The following is a 16,617-nucleotide window of genomic DNA, read 5'->3' on the forward strand; positions in this document are numbered from 1 at the left end:
CGCCGCGCCCCCAAAAGGCCCCTTTTAAGTGCAAACTCTTTTAGACGTTATTCTGCCGGTCTTTCTGGTCATCGGCTTTGGTTACGTGGCGGTCTGGCGCGGGCTGTTCCCCGTCTCTGGCATCGACGGGGTGATGAAATTCACCCAGAATTTCGCCATCCCCTGCCTGTTGTTCCAAGCCATTGCCCGCATTGACCTTTCCAGCAGCTATGATCCGCGTCTTCTGAGCAGTTTCTACGGCGGTGCGGCGCTGTGCTTTGCACTTGGCATCCTCGGCGCGCGGGTGCTCTTCCGCCGCGATTGGGAGGACAGTGTGGCGATCGGGTTTTGTTGCCTGTTTTCGAACTCGATCCTCTTGGGCCTGCCGATCACCGAACGCGCCTATGGGCCCGAGGCGCTGGCCGGGAACTATGCGATCCTGTCGTTCCACGCGCCCTTTTGCTATGGTTTGGGCATCACGGTGATGGAATTCGTGCGCAACCGCGGGCAATCGGGCCTGTCGTTGCTGCGCAATGTCAGCCGCGCGATGTTCCGCAACGCGCTGGTGATTGCGATTCTTGGTGGATTTGCCGTCAACCTCAGCGGCTTGCCGATCCCCGGTGTGGTGGATGACGCGCTGTCGCTCATCGTCCGCGCCGCCCTGCCCGCGGCGCTGTTCGCGCTTGGCGGGGTGCTGCTGCAATACAAGCCCGAAGGCGACATGAAAGCGATCCTCATGGTCTGCGCCATCGCCCTGTTGGTGCATCCCGCGCTGGTCTGGAGCTTTGGCACCATGTTTGACCTGCCGGAGGCCGGTTTCCGGTCCGGCGTGCTGACGGCGGCCATGGCACCGGGGTTCAACGCCTATATTTTCGCCAATATGTACGGCCGCGCGCGCCGTGTCGCGGCAAGCTCGGTGCTGATCGCGACGGGCAGTTCGATCTTGACGGTATGGCTTTGGTTGACGGTTCTGGGCTGAACGAAAGCGTCCGCGAAAAGCCTTCAATATCCGTCATTTAGGAGGGGAGGTGGTGCGGGTGAAGGGACTCGAACCCCCACGCCATAGGCGCCAGAACCTAAATCTGGTGCGTCTACCAATTCCGCCACACCCGCACTGCACCAACCGGTGCCCGCGCTGATTAGCAAACCCGCGCGGCAGATGCGAGAGCAAAAAAGCACAAGACATTAACCAGATGTTTGCATATGGTTGGTGATACCTGAGGCAGGTACAATAGAAAGAGACGCCCATGAAACCGAATACGGTCGGGTGCGTAGGCGACAACGATCGCCGTGGGGGGCAGTTTTCCCCATTTGCTGCGCTGGACACCGGTCTTGTGCAGGGCGCCCTAATTCTGACGCTGGACGGTGAAATCCCGGTTGAGTTCCTCTCGGTCGGGGATCGGGTCATCACGCGCGACAGTGGCTTTGCCAAAATCCTTCATATTCAACGCACGACCCGCAAGGTGCGGCGCATCGCGCTGGCGGCAGGATCGCTGGGCCACACGCGGCCCGAACGCGATGTACAACTCGCCGGGGATCAGATGCTGCTGGTGCGCGATTGGCGCGCGCGGGCGCTTTTCAACTCCGAACGCGCCTTGGTCGCAGCGCGCGCATTGGTCGACGAGGAATTCATCACCGATCTGGGTGAGGAAGAGACGACGTTGATCCAGATTTTCTGCAACGGCCCGCATATCATCTATGCCGATGGGCTTGAGCTTGGCACCGCCGATGCCGCCCGCGCCCGCGGCGCAGTGCTGCACGCCGCTTAGACCCCCAAGTCGCGCAACACCTGTGGCATCACGTCCGGCAGGTCCTCAGCAATCAACCCCGGCCCATGCTGTAACGCCGCCTGCGCATGCATCCATGTGGCGAGGGTGGCCGCCTCTACCGGTGCGATCCCCCGCGCGAGCATGCCGGTAATAAGCCCCGCCAACACATCGCCCGCCCCCGCAGTGGCCAACCACGGCGTCGCGCGGTCTTGGGTCGCACGGTGACGCCGCAGATCCCCCTCTGGTGTAGCGATCATCGTCTCGGGCCCTTTCAGCAAGATCACGCACCCAAATCGCGCGGCCGCATCCCGGGCGGCCTGCGCTTTGGCGCCCTGCCCCTCAGCCTTGGCGGCCTCCGCCAAATCGGGGGCCAGCCGGGCGAACTCTCCCATATGGGGGGTCAGGACGCAACCGGGGTGAAGGGCGGCGCGCAGATCAGCGTCTTGTGACAGTAGGGTGATCGCATCGGCGTCCAGAACAACATGGGGCGCGGCAAGGGCGGCCTTGACCATTTCCGCCGCACGTGCCCCCAATCCCAAGGCGGGACCAAGACAAAGCGCGTTGATCCGCCTGTCTTTCAACGCCTCCGACAACGCCGCGCCATCCGGCACCCTTTGCAGCATGACCGCCGTGACCTGCATCGCTGTTTCAAGCTGCGCCGCGGGCGGCACGCCCAATGTCACAGCCCCGGCGCCGATCCTCAGTGCCGCGCGCGCTGCCATCCGTGCGGCACCTGTCCGGCCCGGCCCGCCGGACAGGATCAATGCATGACCATGGTCGTATTTATGCCCCGGCTGCTTGCGCAACAGTGCAACATCAAGGCTCTCGCGGGTGATCTCGGAAATGGTCATGCATAGGGTTCTAGCAAGCACCACACGAAGGTACAGTCCGAGTCCGATTCATCACCGCCTATTTTTTAGGCGTAGCGCCCAAATTCTCAGCGCCCCTTGGCAAATGCATCCGCCGCGCCATGTTACCCCCTGCCCGGCGCTGGACGTTACGCGGGCAGGATGCTCTGTCGAAACCAGAGCATAAATGCGCGGGAATTGTCAGGGGAATACTATGAAAAAGATCGAAGCCATCATCAAGCCGTTCAAACTCGACGAAGTCAAAGAAGCCCTTCAAGATGTGGGCGTTCAAGGCCTCAGCGTGATTGAAGTAAAAGGCTTCGGCCGTCAAAAAGGCCACACCGAACTCTACCGTGGTGCGGAATATGTCGTAGATTTCCTTCCCAAAGTGAAGGTGGAAGTGGTATTGGATGACGATCAGGTCGATGCCGCTATTGAGGCCATCGTCGACGCCGCCAAAACGGAGAAAATCGGTGACGGCAAAATCTTCGTTTCCCCTGTAGAACAAACAATTCGCATCCGTACCGGTGAATCCGGTTCAGACGCACTTTGACATCGGCCTTCGGGCCCAGACTACGAATAGACCATAAAGGACCTACACGATGGATACCCAGGAATTCCTGAGCAAAATCAAAGATGAAGGCATCGAATATGTCGACATCCGCTTCACTGACACCCGCGGCGCCTTGCAGCACGTTACCATCGTAAGCGATCTGGTCGACGAAGATTTCCTCGAAGAAGGCTTCATGTTCGACGGCTCGTCCATCGCAGGTTGGAAAAGCATCGAAGCCTCCGACATGAAGCTGATGCCCGACGTCAGCACCGCCTATGTCGACCCCTTCTATGCAGAAACCACGATCTGTCTGCATTGCTCCATCGCCGAGCCAGACACCGGCGAAAGCTATGAGCGTGACCCCCGCGGCACCGCCGAAAAAGCCGAAGCCTATCTGCGCTCCTCCGGCATCGGCGACAATGCCTACTTTGGCCCCGAGGCCGAGTTCTTCCTTTTCGACAACGTCAAGTTCTCGAACCAGATCAACAAGGTATCTTACGAAGTTGACGCATCCGACGGCTCGTGGAACTCCGACACCGATTATGAAATGGGCAACATGGGTCACCGCCCGGGCCTCAAGGGCGGCTACTTCCCGGTGAACCCGGTGGACGAAGCCCAAGACCTGCGCGCCGAGATGCTTTCGACGATGAAGCGCCTTGGCATGAAGGTCGACAAGCACCACCACGAAGTTGCGTCCTGCCAGCACGAACTGGGTCTGATCTTTGGTGAATTGACCGAGCAGGCGGACGAAATCCAGAAATACAAATACGTGGTCCACAACGTGGCTCATGCCTATGGCAAGTCGGCCACCTTCATGCCCAAGCCGATCTTTGGCGACAACGGCTCTGGTATGCACGTGAACATGTCGATCTGGAAAGACGGCAAGCCGCTGTTTGCAGGTGACAAATACGCCGACCTCAGCCAAGAAGCGCTGTGGTTCATCGGCGGCATTCTGACCCACGCCAAATCGCTCAACGCCTTCACCAACCCGACGACCAACAGCTACAAGCGTCTCATCCCGGGTTTTGAAGCCCCCGTTCTGCGCGCCTATTCCGCGCGCAACCGGTCGGGCTGCGTGCGTATCCCATGGACCGAAAGCCCCAAAGCCAAGCGCGTTGAGGCCCGTTTCCCCGATCCGGCGGCGAACCCCTATCTGGCCTTCTCGGCCCTCTTGATGGCTGGCCTTGACGGCATCAAGAACAAGATCGATCCGGGCGAGGCGATGGACAAGAACCTCTATGACCTGCCCGCAGAAGAGCTGGCGGACATCCCGACAGTGGCCGGTTCGCTGCGCGAAGCGCTGGACGAACTGTCCAAGGACATGGACTACCTGCTGGCCGGTGACGTGTTCACCCGCGACCAGATCGAAGGCTATATCGGGCTGAAGATGGAAGAGGTTCTGAAATTCGAACAGACCCCACACCCCGTCGAATTCGGCATGTACTACAGCTGCTGATCCATCCCCGCCCTACCGGGCGATTGGAGAAATTAGAAAGGGCGCGGTTCATTCCGCGCCCTTTTGCATGGCCCCCCCCCCCGGAACAGAGCCTCCCGTGCCGCGTTGGCTTGGCAGAGCAGCGAGAGAGGGGTGCGGATCATGGCCGAGGATTCAACGGCGCTGACGGATGTTGTTGACGAGCTGAAAGACGCCTCCCAGGGGAAAGACACCGTTGAAGTCGGCCAATTGATCGACGCGCTAGACCAACGGGGCTACGGCCCTGCCCTTGCTGTCATTCCGCTGATGGAGCTTACCCCCTTGGGCGGCATTCCCGGTTTCCCAACCGTTCTGGCGCTGTTGGTCGGCATCCTCGCGTTGCGGCTGCTGCTGGGCTATGAGCATTTTTGGGCCCCGAACTGGCTGCGCGAACGATCTCTGAAATCCGAAAAGGTGTTAAAGTCGGTTGAGTGGCTGCGGCCCGTGTCCGAATGGATCGACGACAAGTTGCATGCCCGGCTGTCCCGCTTTGCGGGCCCCACCGGTCAAAAGGTCGCCTGTGTCGTCATCCTTTGCCTTTGCTTCTCCGTCCCGCCGCTTGAGGTGGTGCCCTTTGCCACCTCGGCCCCGATGATCGTGATCTCAATCTTCGGGCTGGCGCTGCTCTACCGTGACGGCCTGCTGATGTTGCTGGCCTTTATTGGGGCGGGTATCGCGGGATTTGCGGGCGCGTCCTATTTTCTGGGCGGCTGACCGCAACCCGCCCCACCATCGCCATAAAAGGGCCACAGGACCTAAGCAATCTTTAACGAGACCCTGCAAAGGAAGCAGATAAGATGGCGACTTCCACGACGACCTTCAACGAGCGGCTGACCCGCATTGAACAGCGCGCAAAACGCGCGGAAGGCAAGCACCGCCGCGCCAAACGCAGCCGAAAAGGGCTGATGTTTCTGGTGACCTTCGCTTTGCTGTTCGGCGGGGCGAGTTTTGCCCAAGATAGTGCCCCGCAGGTCAATGCCTGGGCAGGCACTGCGATCGAATATGTCCGCGCCCTGCTGCCGCGCTGAGGGTCAAAGATTTTACCTTTCCTTCTTCAACTCAGTTGAACCGTTGTCCATATGGGCTAACCTCTGATCGGCACACAGACGCAGAGGGTCAAACTCATGTTCAAATCACTTTTCACCACCACCGCGGCCATCTGCACCTTTATGGCCGCGCCCGCATTGGCAGCCCAATGCGGCAATACGGCCAATGGCTTTGAGGCCTGGAAAGGCGCTTTCGCCCAAGAGGCCCGCGCCGCCGGAGTAGGCCAGCGCGGACTGGATGCCTTGGCCAGCGCCCGCTACGCCAATGGGACCATCGCCGCTGACCGGAACCAGAAATCCTTTAAGTATTCCCTGTCCAAGTTCATGCAGGTGCGTGGCGCGGATACGATTGTAGCCCAAGGCCGCAAGCGTAAAGCCCGCAGCGCGGGGCTCTTTAACGCGCTTGAGCAGCGCTATGGCGTGCCCGCGGGGGTTTTGCTGGCGATTCACGGGATGGAAACAGGCTTTGGCGGTTTCATGGGCAATAGCGCGGTCGTCTCGGCGATCACCACGCTGGCCTATGATTGCCGCCGCTCCGACTTTTTCGTGCCCCATGCCATCGGTGCCTTGAAGCTGGTGGACCGCGGCGCGATCACGCCCAACACCCAAGGCGCGAAACACGGTGAGCTTGGCCACACCCAATTCCTGCCCGGCAACGCGCTGACCTATGGTGTCGATGGCAATGGTGACGGCCGCGTGGATTTCTATAACGAAGTCGACGCGCTGGCTTCGACCGCCAATTTCCTGCGCCAGAAAGGCTGGCAGCCGGGGGCTGGCTATCAGGAGGGGCAGCCGAACTTCCGCGTCATTCAGGCATGGAACGCGGCGGGCGTCTATCAAAAGGCCATCGCCATCATGGCCAGCCGCATCGACGGCTAAGAGCCACTTAACCTTTGTTAAGCCGCGGCGCGTCCCCTTGGGGCGCGCCGCTTGCGTTTGTGGGCTCGGCGGGCCTCTGAGCCCGTTTAATTCCCACAGGTCAACGGGTTCCCTGCAATCTTTTGGCCCGTCTGGGGAACCGCCCGCAGCGTCAGTCGTTGGACTGTAGATAAGATAATTACTGCAGACGAATGGAGGGACCCATGCACGGAATTTTCTACCTCATCGGCCTGATCGTGGTCGTTCTCGCGATCCTGAATCTCGTATTTTAAAGGAGGTCACCATGCCCGACGACAAAAACACACAGACCCAAAGCGCCGCCGCAAAAGAGCAGGCGACCGCTGCAAAAGACAAAGCCGCCGCTGCCGCCAGCAGTGCTGCCGAGAGCGCCAAGGCACAGGCCCGGGACGTGGCCGACACTGTATCTGCCGAAGCTACCAACTATGCCTACCAAGCGCGTGACACCGCCGCCGACGAAGTCAAAGGCTTCGCATCCGCATTGCGCACCGCAGCCGATGAGCTGCGCAGCGGTTCCCCGCAGGAGCGCAGCTTTAGCCAACTCGCCGATGGCCTTGCCGATGTTTCCGACACGATGCGCGACAAAGATCTGGGCGAGATGATGGGCGACCTCAATGGCTTTGCCAAGCGCAACCCGCTGGTCTTCCTTGGTGGCGCTGCCCTTCTGGGCTTTGTGGCGACCCGCTTTGCCAAAGCGTCCAGCGACCGGCCTCAGGGCGGCTATGGCGGCAGCGGCGTCGAATATGACGACGACGACCGTATCGACCGGCCCATGCCCGGCACGCCGCCCACAGGCGCCGCAAGCACCGTGCCCGGCCGCACCGCCGCACAGCCGACCCCGCAGCCTGCCGCGCCCAACGTCGTAACAGGAGAGAAAGCATGACCACCGAAAGCAATAAATCCGCCGGGAGCCTGCTGACCGAAGCACTCTCCCACGTCAGTTCCCTGATGCGCAAAGAGGTCGATCTGGCCCGCGCCGAAGTGAACGAGAACCTGAAACATGCGGGCGTGGCCATTGGGCTGATCGTCGGCGCCGTTGTCGTGGCCCTCACTGCACTGAATGTGCTGAGCGCCGCTCTCGTCGCCGCCCTGACCGAAGCTGGCATCGCCGCTGGCTGGTCCGCCGTGATCGTCGGCGTTCTTCTGGCCATCGTCGCCTATGTGATGGTCCAGAAAGGCACCAATGATCTGAAACTCAGCAGCCTTGCGCCGACCCGCACCGCCAAAAACGTCAAGCGTGACGCAGCAACCATGAAGGAGGTCTACGATGACAAATGACTCCAGAAACCCCGAAGAAATTGAACGCGAAATCGAACGGGAGCGCGCCGGTCTGGCCGACACGCTGGACGATTTGCAAGACCGCTTCTCGGTCGAAGGCATCGCGCGTCAGTTTTCTGACCAGTTCCGCGAACATGGCGGCGACTGGGGTCGCTCCATCTCTGACGCGGCCAAGCGCAACCCAGTTGCTCTGGCGCTGACGGGTGCTGGTCTGGCGTGGATGATGTTCGGCAGCGGCAACAGCCGTGACCGCCGTGGCTACGAAGGGCTGGACCGCGACCGCGCACATCCCGTGCCGGTGCCGGTGACCAACACCGAAAACCGTCCCGCCGTGCGCGACGCACGCCGCTCTTCAGCCCCTGCAAGCGCCTACGCGTCCAGCTATGGCTCCGAGCGAGGCACAGGTGACAATGTACCCGCATGGGCTCGTGACGTGCACCATGACGACGATGACAGCCGTGGCTTGGGCGACCGTGCCCGCTCTGCCGCTGGTAGCGTAAAGGGGGCCGCAGGCTCCGCCGCGAGTGGTGTGTCCGGTGCCGCAGGCTCCGCCGCCGGTAGCGTCAAAGGCGCTGCAAGCTCGGCTGCTGGTCGTGCCCGCTCTGCCGGGTCGTCGGTTGCCAGCGGTGCCCGCTATGCCCGTGACCGCGCGTCTTATGGTGCAAGCTCTGCCGTAGACAGCATCCGCAGCACCGCCAGTGGCGCCGCCCATAGCGTGCGTGACAGCGCCAATGCTGCCAACGAGCGCGCCCATGTGCTGCGCGACCGTCTGTCGGAAGGCACCGAGAACATGACCGCCGAAGCGCGTGAGCGCATCGTGATGGCCCGTGCTCGTGCCGTCGATGCGTGGAATGCCGGTGGCCGCTATGCCCGTCAGGGCGGTGAGCGTGCCTCGGACATGTTCGAAGAGCATCCGATGGTCGCTGGTGCATTGGCTCTCGCAGTGGGTGCCGCCATCGGTGCCGCCCTGCCCCGCAGCCGCACCGAAGACGCCTATCTGGGCGAGCACAGCGATGCGCTCTTTAACGAAGCCGAGCGTATCTATGTGGAAGAGCGTGACAAGCTGAGCAAAGTGGCCAAGGCCGCGACGGATGAGGCAGGTAAAGTCTTGAAAGAGACGAAAGCCAACGCCGACGCCGCAGCCGACGAAGAGACCGCCGCCGACGCCGCCGTGAAAAAGGCCAAGGAAAGCGGTCAGCGCGTTGCAGATGCTGCCAAAAACGAAGCCGACAAGCAAAAGCTCGGCGACGTGAAGAGCTAAGCGATACCATTGCCCGCTCCCGGCATCCGGGGGTGGGCTCCTTTTTTACGACAATAATTGCAAGTCAGAGGTACGATTATGGCGCGCGGACGTGAAGCGGAAACGCCGATGGAGATACCGGCCCCCGGATGGAAAGACATCCTGTTTCGGGTCAAGGACGAAATCGCCGCCGATCACGTGTCGCTCGTTGCCGCCGGTGTCGCCTTTTATGCGCTGCTGGCGATTTTTCCCGCTGTTACCGCGCTGATGGCGCTGGCCGGGCTGGTGATGGAGCCTGCTCAGGTCACCGCCCAGCTTGAAGCACTGACAAACCTCATCCCCAAAGAAGCCGCCACCATCATTCTCGATCAGGCCGTTGCTGTGACCGGATCGGAAGAGACGGGGCTCGGCTGGGCCTTTCTTATCGGTCTGGGTCTTGCGCTCTACTCTGCCTCCAAGGGCGTTGGCAGCCTGATGGAAGGTCTCAACGTGGCCTATGATGAGAATGAAACCCGTGGTTTCGTCACCAAATTGATCTGGACACTGGGCCTCACTGTGATGTTGATCGGTGTGCTGCTCTTGGGTCTTGCCGCGACACTGGCGGTGCCTGCGGTAGTCGCCTTCCTCGCCCTGCCGGATTGGGTTGAGACTTTGCTTACCTATGGCAGTTGGGTATTGCTTGCCGCGCTCACAACGCTCGCGCTGGCCGTGCTTTACCGCTATGGCCCCGCCCGCGATGATGCAGAGTGGAAATGGCTCACCCCCGGCTCTGTCATCGCCTGCATCCTGTGGATCGTCGCCTCTGTCGGCTTTTCGATCTACGTCAGCAACTTCGGCAGCTATAACGAGAGTTTCGGCAGCATGGCCGGGGCGATCATCCTGCTGATGTGGCTGTGGATTTCGGCCTTCATCGTGCTCTTGGGGGCCGAGTTCAACTCCGAAATGGAAGCCCAGACCCGTAAGGACAGCACCACCGGTCCAGAAGAACCGATGGGCCACCGCGACGCGGTAAAGGCCGACAGGCTGGGCCGCGCCAAGGGTAAATAGGAGGGGACCCAATGGCACCGCGCGCACTCTGGAAAGGTCAGCTTCGCCTGTCGTTGGTGTCGATCCCGGTCGAGATATTCTCGGCCACCAAGACCAGTTCCAAGGTCTCTTTTCGGCAGATTCACAAACCCTCGGGCAAGCGGGTGCGCTATGAGAAATCCGTGCCCGGCATCGGGCCGGTCAAGGCCGAGGATATCGTCAAAGGCTATGAGGTCGGCAGCGACGAATATATCCTGCTCGATCCTGATGAGGTCGATGAGATCAAGCTGGAGACAAAAAAGACCTTTGAGTTGGTGCAATTCGTCGACGCCTGCGAAATCTCTCCGCTATATTTTGACAAACCCTATTACATCACCGCCTCTGACGATCTGGCCCAAGATGCCTACCGCGTGGTGCGCGACGCGCTGCGCCAAGCGGGCAAGGTCGGTTTGGGGCAGGTCACCATGCGCGGCAAAGAATATCTGGCCTGCGTCAAACCCTGTGGCGACGGGCTGCTGATGGAGACGCTGCACTACGCCGATGAATTGCGCGAAGCGGATGAGATTTTCACCGATATCGAAGATGAGAAGACTGACAAAGACCTGCTCGATGTGGCGACATCGCTGATCGACAAGAAAACAGCCCCCTTCGACGCCTCCGCCTATACCGACAAATACGCCGAGGCGATGCAAAAGCTTTTGGATGCGAAGGTGAAGAACAAGAAAACCCCGCGCGTGCAAACCGGGGATGACGGCCCTGCCGAGGGCGAGAATGTCATAGACCTGATGGGCGCGTTGAAAGAGAGCCTGAAGGAAGCGGGCGGTAAATCCGGCGCCAAGAAGAAGGCGCCGCGCAAGAAGGCCTCGTGATGGCCAAATCCCCCGACAGGCTTGCCAATTATAACGCCAAGCGTGATTTCGAGACGACAGCCGAACCCCGTGGCCAGATCGGCAGCGGCGGGGGCCAAGGCTTCGTTGTCCAAAAACATGACGCAACCCGCCTGCACTATGACTTTCGTCTTGAATGGGAGGGGGTGCTGCTAAGCTGGGCCGTCACCAAAGGCCCCTCTCCCGACCCATCCGAAAAGCGTCTTGCCGTGCGGACAGAGGATCACCCGCTTGACTACGGCGGGTTCGAAGGGACGATCCCAAAGGGGCAATATGGCGGCGGTACGGTGATGCTCTGGGACCGGGGCACTTGGATGCCGCAGGGCGATGTCGCCAAGGGGTTGAAGGACGGCAAGCTCAAATTCACGCTGCAAGGCCAACAGATGCAGGGCGGTTGGACACTGGTGCGGATGCGGGGCCAGGAAAAGCGGGAGAACTGGCTGCTGATCAAGGAACGCGACGACTATGCCCGCGATGTGCCAGAGGGGCTGACCAAGGGCACCGCCCGGTCGATCACCACAGGCCGCACCATGGCGGAAATCGCCAAGGATGCCCCCGCGAAAGATGTCGTGGACCCAGAGCCCAAGCGCAGGGGCAAGAACCCCAGCTTTGTCAAACCACAGCTTGCCACGCTCGTTTCCGACGCGCCCGAGGGCGAGGATTGGATGCATGAGACGAAATTTGACGGCTACCGCTGTCTGGTCTCTCTCGGCAAGGGCGGTGCGCGGCTCTATACCCGCTCGGGCAAGGATTGGACCGACAAATTCAACGGACTTGGTCATGCTTTTGATCCGCTGCCCTGCGACCGCGCCCTGCTGGACGGAGAAGTCATGGCGGCCAAGATCAACGGCTCTGCATTTTCATCGCTGCAAAAAGCGCTGAAAGAGGGGCATCCGCTGGTTTTTTACGCTTTCGATTTGCTGTCGCTTGATGGCGATGACTTCCGGAGCGAGGCGCAAAAAGACCGCCGCGCGCGTCTGGCAAAGTTGCTTTCCGGCGTGCCAGCGGGCGGGCCATTGCGGCTGAGCGAACATGTTGTGGGTCATGGCCCCGAAGTCTTTGACCGCGCGTGCAAAGCCGGGGCCGAGGGGATCATCAGCAAACGTATCGACGCGCCCTACTCCGGCAGACGCAGCAAGAATTGGCTCAAGGTCAAATGCACCCGGCGGCAGGAATTCGTCATCATCGGCTATTCCCCCTCTGACAAAAAGGGCCGCGCCTTTGCCTCGCTCCTGTTGGGCAGTCATGAGGGGGGTGAATTACGCTATAAAGGCCGTGTCGGCACGGGGTTTTCCGAAGCGGTGATGGCCGATCTTGCCCGTGCCATGACCGCCCGCAAAACCCCGCCCGCCAGCGACGTGCCAGCCGAGGTTGCGCGGGATGCGAAATGGGTCCGGGCCGATCTGGTGGCCGAGGTCGACTTTACCGAGTTCACCGCCGATGGCGTGATCCGCCACGGCAGTTTTCTGGGCCTGCGTCAGGACAAGGACGCCGCCCAAGTGACATTGGAGGAACCGCAGGAGGAGCCGAAGATGGGCGATGACAGCAAGATCGGCGGCGTGAAGATCACCAACGCCGACCGCAAGGTTTTCCCCGACGCCGGTTGCACCAAGGGTGACGTGGCGCGGCACTACGCGCGTGTCGGCCCGCGCATGATTGAACTCATGGGCCATCGCCCTCTGTCGCTGTTCCGCTGCCCCTCGGGGATCGACGGGCAATGTTTCTTTCAAAAACACGACAGTGGCGGGATGCCTGATGCGCTGTCGCGGGTGTCGATTGAACAAAGCGATGGCGATGCAGCGGATTACCTCTATGCCACGCGGCCCAAAAGCCTGATCGCGGCGGCGCAGATGGGCAGTCTGGAATATCATATCTGGGGCGCGCGGGTCGACCGGTTGGACCGCCCCGACCGGCTGGTCTTTGACCTTGACCCCGATGAGGGGCTGGACTGGCCCGACGTCCGCGCGGCAGCCTTTGAGCTGCGCGACGCGCTGGCGGCTCTGGGCCTGCAGTCGGGTGCCATCGTCACCGGCGGCAAGGGCGTGCACGTCTGGCTGGCCTTACGCCGGACACGCGGATGGGAGACGGTCGAGCTGTTCTCCAAGACCTTTGCCCATGTCATGGCGGCGCAGAACCCTGATCGCTATGTCGCGACCATGTCCAAGGCCAAGCGCAAGGGCCGCATTTTCATCGATTGGCTGCGCAACGAACGCGGGTCTACGGCCATCGCGCCCTATTCCCTGCGCGCGCGCGCCGGTGCGCCGGTCGCCGTGCCGGTGACATGGGAGGAATTGGAAAACCTCGACAATGCCAACGGGTTCCGCATGGGCGATATCGCCGCGCGGCTGGATCGGCCCTGCCCCGCGCTGGCGGTGCAAGACGATCTGCAATCGCTGACCGATGGGGTGATCAAGAAGCTGCAGGCTTGGTCTGAAAGCTAGCGGTTATCTTTCGCGCACCGGGACGGGCACAACATCGTGCCTCGGGCGAGATTGGCCGCGGAGGCCCGCGGCCAATGAGGTTACTGGCCGAGCGCTTGCCCCAGATCAGCACCAAGGTCTTCGACATCCTCAATCCCGACCGAGAGCCGCAGCAGCCCTTCGGGGATCCCGGTGTGCGGCTCAATCGTGTGGCGATGCTCGACAAGGCTTTCCACCCCGCCAAGCGACGTGGCGCGGTGGAAAAGCTCCAACCGCCCTGCCGCTTTCAGCGCCGCTCCCGCCCCGCCTTTGACGACAAATGACAACAGCCCGCCATAGCCCCCGCTCATCTGCTGCGCAGCAAGGGCGTGGCCGGGATGGTCCGGCAGGCCGGGATACATCACCTGTTCGACCTGCGGATGATCCGCCAGAAACTCCGCCAATGTCATGGCATTGCGAGACATCTCGCGCATTCTGAGCGGCAGGGTGCGCATGCCGCGCGCCAGCAACCACGCCTCCATCGGGCCGATCACCGCGCCTGCCTCGTTCCGGTCATCTCGGATCATCTGCCAGCGCGGCGCGCTTGCGTCATTGGTGGCAAGCGAGCCGGCCAAAACGTCGGAATGGCCGTTGATCCCCTTGGTGGCCGAATGCATCACGATATCCGCGCCATGCTCCAGCGGGTGGCTCAGCACGGGCGAGGCCGCCGTGCTGTCGACCACCAGCGTCGCGCCGACCTCATGCGCGGCGGCGGCGGCCCCAGAGATATCGGTGATCCGCAGCCATGGGTTCGAAGGGGTCTCGATCAAACACAGGTCAGGCTTTTCGGCCCTGCAAAGTGCTGCAAAGGCATCAAGATCGCTCGCGTCCACCTCATGCAGCGCAATCTGCCGACGGGTGCAGAAATCGCGAATCCATTTCGTCGTGCCCCAGTAAATCTGGCTTTGCACCACCACGCTCGCGCCATTGGGCACGGTCCGGAAGACCGCCGCGATGGCCGCCATGCCCGAGGGGAAGATCAACGTCCCTTCGGCCCCTTCGAGCGCATTCAGAATACGCTCCGCCACGCGGGTGTTTTCATTGTGAGAGCGCAGATAGACGTTGTCGGGATTGACCAGTTCGTAGTTCTCATCGCGCAGATAGGTGGTGGCAAATTGCACCGGCGGCACCACCCCGCCCGAGGCGGGATCGACGGCGCCCGCGGCTTGGGCCGCGATGGTGGCAGGGTGCAATTGCGATTTGGGAGGCTGTGCCAAGTGGTTTCTCCAACAGATGTTTTTCCAAGTGGTATACAAAGCAACAAGCCGGGGCAAATGGGATCACGGCCAGTGCTTTCACGTAACGCTTGGGTGAGCAGAGAGCCGCGGCCCTTGATCCACCGGCAGAACATGTCACCTTTGACGCACCCCAAACTGGAGCGCCCCATGGCCACTGAACGTATCACATTCCCCGGCCCGGATGGCACGGAACTGGCCGCCCGGCTGGACATGCCCGAAGGGCCGCATCTGGCGACCGCGCTGTTTGCGCATTGCTTTACCTGTGGCAAGGACATCCCCGCCGCGCGGCGTATCGCCGGGCGGTTGGCGGCGATGGGCATCGCCGTGCTGCGGTTTGATTTTACCGGGCTGGGCCATTCGGGCGGTGAATTTGAGAACACGTCTTTTTCCTCCAACGTCGACGACTTGATCGCTGCCTGCAGCTATCTATCGAGCCGCGACATGGCGCCTGCGCTGTTGATCGGTCATTCTCTGGGCGGAGCGGCGGTGCTGAAAGCCGCAGCGCAACTGGCCCATGTCAAAGCGGTCGCCACACTCGGCGCGCCCTTCGATCCGGCCCATGTCACCCATAATTTTGCCGAGAGCCTGCCCGAGATTTCGGCCAATGGCAGCGCCGAAGTCAATCTTGGCGGGCGGCCTTTCACCATCAGTCAGGGCTTTATCGACGATGTGCAGGGCGCCACCCTCGCCCCTGATATCGCCAAGTTGAAAGCCGCGCTGCTGGTGCTCCATGCCCCGCGCGATGAGATTGTAAGCATCGACAACGCGGGCCAGATTTTCTTGGCCGCGAAACATCCCAAAAGCTTTGTCACGCTGGACGATGCCGACCACCTCATCACCCGCGCGGGCGATGCCGAATATGCGGCAGAGATCATCGCCACATGGGCGGATCGCTATATGACGCTGAAATCCCCCGCCCCGCCCCCCGGCGCGCCGGAGGGGATCGTGCGCGTGACCGAAGCCGACGCCGATGGGTTCTTGCAAGACGTGAACGCAGGCCCCCACCACCACGCTTTGGCGGATGAGCCGATGGCTTATGGCGGCACCAATCGCGGCATGTCGTCCTATGGTTTTTTGTCTGCGGGCTTGGGCGCTTGCACGTCAATGACGATCCGCATGTATGCGCGGCGCAAGGGCTGGCCGCTGACGGGTGTCAGCGTGGATGTCTGCCATGACAAGGTCCATGCGCAGGACGCGGGCACCGGGGCTGCGGAGAAGATTGACACGTGGCGGCGGCGTATCCGGTTAGAAGGGGATTTGAGTGAGGAACAGCGCCAGCGGTTGTTGGAGATCGCGGATAAATGCCCGGTGCATCGGACGTTGGAGCGGAGTTCGACGGTGCTGACCGAACTGCTTTAGCTACAACAGGTTTACCATCCCGGCCCAAGAGAGTGTCCGATCTTTTGTGTAACTGCGAACTGGTCCATGCTTCCTGAGAGGAGCAAGGACGATGACCATATCCAAGGAACTGCTGGGCGAACTACTGAAGGGCTGCGAGCGGCCTGAAGACCTGCTTGGCGATGCCGGGCTAATGAAAGAGCTCAAGATCAAGCTGATGGAGCGGATGCTCGGTGCTGAGCTGACGGCACATCTGGGCTATGAAGACGGCAAGGATGCCCCGCCTGATCAGGCCAACCGTCGCAACGGCTCATCTGCCAAGAGATTGAAGGGGCAAGACTGCGAACTGCCTATCGCTGTGCCGCGGGACCGGCCCTCTCGGCAGATTGCTTTGCAATCGCCTGCCGGGTAGTAGACGGCAGCTTCGAGCCTGAACTGGTGAAGAAGGGGCAGACCCGCATTGATGGGATGGATGACAAGATTATCGGGCTTTACGCCGCCGGTCTGACCGTCCGCGACATCCGTGCTCATCTTGAGGACGTCTATGGCCTGCAAGTTTCGCCAGACTTGATCAGCCGCGTGACC

Annotated in this window: 16 protein-coding genes, 1 tRNA gene and 1 pseudogene; 15 read left to right on the forward strand and 3 right to left on the reverse strand. The window is 61.4% G+C overall.

Annotated elements, in window-relative coordinates; genetic code table 11:
- Positions 1-28: 28 nt before the first annotated feature.
- Complete coding sequence (locus A3722_RS10635) at positions 29-958, forward strand: AEC family transporter (protein WP_067625766.1); 930 nt, start codon at positions 29-31, stop codon at positions 956-958.
- Between the two features lie 50 nt (positions 959-1,008).
- Here the strand turns inward: A3722_RS10635 and A3722_RS10640 are convergent.
- Positions 1,009-1,092, reverse strand: a tRNA-Leu gene (locus tag A3722_RS10640).
- Positions 1,093-1,226: 134 nt separating this feature from the next.
- On the opposite strand from A3722_RS10640, the gene A3722_RS10645 reads away from it, so the two are divergent.
- Positions 1,227-1,748 carry a Hint domain-containing protein gene (locus A3722_RS10645; RefSeq protein WP_067625769.1) on the forward strand — a complete coding sequence of 174 codons (522 nt, stop codon included), beginning with the start codon at positions 1,227-1,229 and terminating at the stop codon, positions 1,746-1,748.
- On the opposite strand, the gene A3722_RS10650 is transcribed toward A3722_RS10645, so the two are convergent.
- Positions 1,745-2,599: an NAD(P)H-hydrate dehydratase gene (locus tag A3722_RS10650; protein ID WP_067625773.1), complete on the reverse strand. Its 855-nt coding sequence runs from the start codon at positions 2,597-2,599 to the stop codon at positions 1,745-1,747. The genes A3722_RS10645 and A3722_RS10650 overlap by 4 nt on opposite strands.
- Positions 2,600-2,810: 211 nt before the next feature.
- Here A3722_RS10650 and A3722_RS10655 point away from each other — a divergent pair, with 211 nt between their 5' ends.
- The 11 genes from A3722_RS10655 (at position 2,811) to ligD (ending at position 13,438) form a co-directional block, all read left to right on the forward strand.
- Complete coding sequence (locus tag A3722_RS10655) at positions 2,811-3,149, forward strand: P-II family nitrogen regulator (RefSeq protein ID WP_067266338.1); 339 nt, start codon at positions 2,811-2,813, stop codon at positions 3,147-3,149.
- Positions 3,150-3,198: 49 nt separating this feature from the next.
- On the forward strand, positions 3,199-4,605 hold the full coding sequence (glnA, locus tag A3722_RS10660; protein ID WP_067625776.1) for a type I glutamate--ammonia ligase: 1,407 nt from the start codon (positions 3,199-3,201) through the stop codon (positions 4,603-4,605).
- Positions 4,606-4,746: 141 nt separating this feature from the next.
- Positions 4,747-5,337, forward strand: a complete 591-nt coding sequence (locus tag A3722_RS10665; RefSeq protein WP_067625778.1) for an exopolysaccharide biosynthesis protein — start codon at positions 4,747-4,749, stop codon at positions 5,335-5,337.
- Between the two features lie 83 nt (positions 5,338-5,420).
- Positions 5,421-5,651 (forward strand): hypothetical protein, encoded by a 231-nt coding sequence (locus A3722_RS10670; RefSeq protein WP_067625781.1) that lies wholly within the window; start codon positions 5,421-5,423, stop codon positions 5,649-5,651.
- A gap of 96 nt (positions 5,652-5,747) precedes the next feature.
- The gene (locus tag A3722_RS10675) at positions 5,748-6,548 is read left to right on the forward strand and encodes a lytic murein transglycosylase (protein WP_067625783.1); all 801 of its coding nucleotides are present in this window, start codon (positions 5,748-5,750) and stop codon (positions 6,546-6,548) included.
- A 283-nt stretch (positions 6,549-6,831) separates the two neighbouring features.
- Positions 6,832-7,449 (forward strand): hypothetical protein, encoded by a 618-nt coding sequence (locus A3722_RS10680; protein ID WP_067916121.1) that lies wholly within the window; start codon positions 6,832-6,834, stop codon positions 7,447-7,449.
- Complete coding sequence (locus A3722_RS10685; protein WP_067623525.1) at positions 7,446-7,844, forward strand: phage holin family protein; 399 nt, start codon at positions 7,446-7,448, stop codon at positions 7,842-7,844. Before A3722_RS10680 ends, A3722_RS10685 begins: the two co-directional genes overlap by 4 nt.
- Positions 7,834-9,105 (forward strand): DUF3618 domain-containing protein, encoded by a 1,272-nt coding sequence (locus A3722_RS10690; protein ID WP_067623521.1) that lies wholly within the window; start codon positions 7,834-7,836, stop codon positions 9,103-9,105. Before A3722_RS10685 ends, A3722_RS10690 begins: the two co-directional genes overlap by 11 nt.
- A 78-nt stretch (positions 9,106-9,183) precedes the next feature.
- Positions 9,184-10,131 (forward strand): YihY/virulence factor BrkB family protein, encoded by a 948-nt coding sequence (locus A3722_RS10695; protein WP_067623518.1) that lies wholly within the window; start codon positions 9,184-9,186, stop codon positions 10,129-10,131.
- Positions 10,132-10,142: 11 nt separating this feature from the next.
- Positions 10,143-10,979 carry a non-homologous end joining protein Ku gene (gene ku / locus A3722_RS10700; RefSeq protein WP_067623516.1) on the forward strand — a complete coding sequence of 279 codons (837 nt, stop codon included), beginning with the start codon at positions 10,143-10,145 and terminating at the stop codon, positions 10,977-10,979.
- Positions 10,979-13,438, forward strand: a complete 2,460-nt coding sequence (gene ligD / locus A3722_RS10705; RefSeq protein WP_067623513.1) for a DNA ligase D — start codon at positions 10,979-10,981, stop codon at positions 13,436-13,438. Before ku ends, ligD begins: the two co-directional genes overlap by 1 nt.
- An 80-nt stretch (positions 13,439-13,518) precedes the next feature.
- Here the strand turns inward: ligD and A3722_RS10710 are convergent, their stop codons facing one another.
- Positions 13,519-14,673, reverse strand: a complete 1,155-nt coding sequence (locus A3722_RS10710; RefSeq protein WP_067623510.1) for a trans-sulfuration enzyme family protein — start codon at positions 14,671-14,673, stop codon at positions 13,519-13,521.
- A 168-nt stretch (positions 14,674-14,841) separates the two neighbouring features.
- On the opposite strand from A3722_RS10710, the gene A3722_RS10715 reads away from it, so the two are divergent.
- Entirely contained in the window at positions 14,842-16,053 is a 1,212-nt protein-coding gene (locus A3722_RS10715; RefSeq protein WP_067623506.1) for a bifunctional alpha/beta hydrolase/OsmC family protein, read from the forward strand.
- A gap of 91 nt (positions 16,054-16,144) precedes the next feature.
- Positions 16,145-16,617, forward strand: a pseudogene (locus tag A3722_RS25300) (transposase); the annotation flags it as partial.

This window comes from Sulfitobacter sp. HI0027, assembly GCF_001634775.1.
GTDB lineage: Bacteria > Pseudomonadota > Alphaproteobacteria > Rhodobacterales > Rhodobacteraceae > Sulfitobacter.

Excerpts from the sequence above, each read along its gene's own strand:
- ku (WP_067623516.1), top strand. The coding sequence starts at position 10,143 with ATGGCACCGCGCGCACTCTGGAAAGGTCAGCTTCGCCTGTCGTTGGTG.
- ligD (WP_067623513.1), top strand. The coding sequence starts at position 10,979 with ATGGCCAAATCCCCCGACAGGCTTGCCAATTATAACGCCAAGCGTGAT.
- A3722_RS10665 (WP_067625778.1), top strand. The coding sequence starts at position 4,747 with ATGGCCGAGGATTCAACGGCGCTGACGGATGTTGTTGACGAGCTGAAA.
- A3722_RS10690 (WP_067623521.1), top strand. The coding sequence starts at position 7,834 with ATGACAAATGACTCCAGAAACCCCGAAGAAATTGAACGCGAAATCGAA.
- A3722_RS10675 (WP_067625783.1), top strand. The coding sequence starts at position 5,748 with ATGTTCAAATCACTTTTCACCACCACCGCGGCCATCTGCACCTTTATG.
- A3722_RS10670 (WP_067625781.1), top strand. The coding sequence starts at position 5,421 with ATGGCGACTTCCACGACGACCTTCAACGAGCGGCTGACCCGCATTGAA.
- A3722_RS10695 (WP_067623518.1), top strand. The coding sequence starts at position 9,184 with ATGGCGCGCGGACGTGAAGCGGAAACGCCGATGGAGATACCGGCCCCC.
- A3722_RS10655 (WP_067266338.1), top strand. The coding sequence starts at position 2,811 with ATGAAAAAGATCGAAGCCATCATCAAGCCGTTCAAACTCGACGAAGTC.
- A3722_RS10645 (WP_067625769.1), top strand. The coding sequence starts at position 1,227 with ATGAAACCGAATACGGTCGGGTGCGTAGGCGACAACGATCGCCGTGGG.
- A3722_RS10650 (WP_067625773.1), bottom strand. The coding sequence starts at position 2,599 with ATGACCATTTCCGAGATCACCCGCGAGAGCCTTGATGTTGCACTGTTG.
- A3722_RS10715 (WP_067623506.1), top strand. The coding sequence starts at position 14,842 with ATGGCCACTGAACGTATCACATTCCCCGGCCCGGATGGCACGGAACTG.
- glnA (WP_067625776.1), top strand. The coding sequence starts at position 3,199 with ATGGATACCCAGGAATTCCTGAGCAAAATCAAAGATGAAGGCATCGAA.
- A3722_RS10680 (WP_067916121.1), top strand. The coding sequence starts at position 6,832 with ATGCCCGACGACAAAAACACACAGACCCAAAGCGCCGCCGCAAAAGAG.
- A3722_RS10685 (WP_067623525.1), top strand. The coding sequence starts at position 7,446 with ATGACCACCGAAAGCAATAAATCCGCCGGGAGCCTGCTGACCGAAGCA.